Origin of the sequence: Desulfamplus magnetovallimortis, from assembly GCF_900170035.1 — a bacterium.
GTDB lineage: Bacteria > Desulfobacterota > Desulfobacteria > Desulfobacterales > Desulfobacteraceae > Desulfamplus > Desulfamplus magnetovallimortis.
In genome coordinates this window covers 345,040-347,203 of the sequence record NZ_LT828543.1, presented here as the reverse complement: position 1 = coordinate 347,203, position 2,164 = coordinate 345,040, and the positions used below count along the sequence as shown (strand labels likewise).

Annotated in this window: 5 protein-coding genes; 2 read left to right on the top strand and 3 right to left on the bottom strand. The window is 39.2% G+C overall.

Translation table 11 applies throughout. The annotated features are described in order from the left end of the window. Both MTBBW1_RS29060 and MTBBW1_RS10020 read left to right on the top strand, forming a co-directional pair. The coding region (locus MTBBW1_RS29060) for a hypothetical protein (protein WP_222424027.1) at positions 1 to 203 on the top strand (203 nt) is incomplete at its 5' end. Beyond that, positions 196 to 840 (top strand): magnesium transporter CorA family protein, encoded by a 645-nt coding sequence (locus MTBBW1_RS10020; RefSeq protein WP_222424026.1) that lies wholly within the window; start codon positions 196 to 198, stop codon positions 838 to 840. The genes MTBBW1_RS29060 and MTBBW1_RS10020, both read left to right, overlap by 8 nt. On the opposite strand, the gene MTBBW1_RS10015 is transcribed toward MTBBW1_RS10020, so the two are convergent. From MTBBW1_RS10015 to MTBBW1_RS10000, 3 genes are all read right to left on the bottom strand, one after another. Further along, positions 763 to 1,134 carry an HVO_A0114 family putative DNA-binding protein gene (locus MTBBW1_RS10015; protein ID WP_080802746.1) on the bottom strand — a complete coding sequence of 124 codons (372 nt, stop codon included), beginning with the start codon at positions 1,132 to 1,134 and terminating at the stop codon, positions 763 to 765. The genes MTBBW1_RS10020 and MTBBW1_RS10015 overlap by 78 nt on opposite strands. Further along, a complete protein-coding gene (locus MTBBW1_RS10010; RefSeq protein ID WP_222424025.1) occupies positions 1,131 to 1,502 on the bottom strand; it encodes a toxin-antitoxin system TumE family protein in 372 nt (123 codons plus the stop codon). The genes MTBBW1_RS10015 and MTBBW1_RS10010 overlap by 4 nt, the downstream gene beginning before the upstream one ends. A 369-nt stretch (positions 1,503 to 1,871) precedes the next feature. Further along, a partial coding sequence (locus tag MTBBW1_RS10000) for a YibE/F family protein (protein WP_139786730.1) occupies positions 1,872 to 2,164 on the bottom strand: 293 nt, incomplete at its 5' end.

Here is a 2,164-nt window from a genome sequence, read left to right as displayed (position 1 = left end):
TGCCTTCCACCGACCACCAGTTTGTCTGGCAGCACGTTCGTGACGAACGAAAGGAAGAAATTTTGCTGGGAATATCGGATTCCATGCGGGTAGAGCTGGTTGATGATATAACGTACATGGCGGATGTCCGCCACAATCGAATAAATGAAAGTCATTTTAAAAACAGGCTGTTACCTAGACTTTCATATAACGTACATGGCTGATGACCGCCACAATCGAAGAGATGAAAGTCGTTTTAAAAACAGGATGTTACCGAGACTTTCATATAAAAAACCACGAAATCAAAGTACCATGATAAGGGTCTTTGATCTTCATGAAGGATGTTTGAGGCAAATCCCCATAGGATCGAAAAAAGATCTTGCAGGTGCAAAACCTATCTGGATTGATCTGGTAAAGCCGGAGAGTGAACAACTGGCATGGGCAAGGGAAATTTTCGGAGTAGATATTCCCGACCCCATGGAATTAACTGATCTGGAAACCAGTGCCCGTTTTTATGTGGAAGATAATGGAGAACTTCATCTGCACTCTGATTTTCTCCTGGACAGGGAAAATGAATCCCGCAATGTTGCAGTTGCTTTTATTCTGAATTTGCGGGATATTGAGTCTCTGGACAGTCACACTGCATTTCTGTTCAACAAAATGAAATTTTTACTGGATGCTACAGATAGTTCTATAAGTATTAACCAAAACAAAGATATTAAACGATTGACTGTCTTAAGTGTTGTCTGCATGCCGTTAAACATGTTACTTTCACCATTCAGCTCACACAGCAATCTCAAACATGATTTTATCATAATTCACCAGAGGGATTATTTTCTTTTGGTCGTTACTATCTTTTAGGTCAATGAGTCCCACCTGTTCTAAAAATTTAACATCATCAGAAACATTTTTTATATCCCTATTAATTAGCGTTGATAGGTGGCGGATAGAGGCAGGATTTTGTTTTTTTATAATTTGTAATAACTCAAATCTTTTTGGAGTAATAGCTTTTCTAAAGGCATCAATGCTGGTGAAATAGACTCCATTATCTTGTTTAACCTGTTTACTTTCTTGCAAGGACTCACAAGTTTCTACAAATTCATTTAAAAGACTATTAACACTTTTAATACCAACTTTCACTTTTCTAATTTTCATAAACCACCACCTTTTATATTTTCCATATCTTTTAAAAAATCATCTACTAATTTACGGAGGCTTTCAAATTGATATGGTATCTCTTTTAATATGCTATCTTGTTTCAGGTGCTTATGGTCGCCCTTACCTTCTGCATTGTCATATCCAACAACACGTTCACCATTAACAATATAGACCAGAGAATATTTAAAACCATGAGGCTTATCAGATGCTTTTGCCACTGACCAAATTTTAACCTCAATGGTATTGCCTAACTCGTCAGTTAATTTGTTATGTTTAATTAATTTGGCTTTCATATTGGTATGATATGCCAGCATAAAAAGAGAGTCAACTGAAAAGGTAAAAAGCTGCAAGGGTTTGTCAAACAAGGTATCAATCAGAATAAAGACATTAAGCGATTGACTGTCTTAAGTGTGGTATGCATGCCATTAAATATTCTGGCCAGGATTGATGGCATGTCCGAGTTTTCCATGATGACCGGACATGTCCCCTGGCCCATTGCTTACGGCAGCTTGATGCTGACAATGGGTTTCCTGGTCGGTTTCACCTATATCGGGCTGCGAGTTTACGAGAAACGCAAAAATAGAATCCGGGCACAGTCGAAGGGCTGTAGTTATACAGTTGGAAGCCATGAAAGGGGAATGTCAATGGGGTCTCCGGGAGGTGGGTGGCGTATTCGGAATGATGATTTTTGGCATAACCGAGAGTGATTTATAAATGAATGGAGCATGATGATTTTATTTCCAATTTGGGTGCACAAGAAAACCCTCGCTATCCTTATTGTCATTCTGAGAGCCCCTTACCTTTCCCGATCTTGTAAAAATAAACCCGCCGACAATCGCAGTAAACGGAGCAACCATTACAAGACCAAAACTGCCGATCAAGGTTTTTACTATTTCCGACGAAACATAAATCAGGTTGAAACTATTGCTCAACGGAATGCTCTGGGCCATGAATGCCATAAGCAAAGTTATGTATCCTCCGGAATATGCCAGCAATAGTGTTGTGGTCATGGTACCTGTCACCGATC

Excerpts from the sequence above, each read along its gene's own strand:
- MTBBW1_RS10020 (WP_222424026.1), top strand. The coding sequence starts at position 196 with ATGGCTGATGACCGCCACAATCGAAGAGATGAAAGTCGTTTTAAAAAC.
- MTBBW1_RS10015 (WP_080802746.1), bottom strand. The coding sequence starts at position 1,134 with ATGAAAATTAGAAAAGTGAAAGTTGGTATTAAAAGTGTTAATAGTCTT.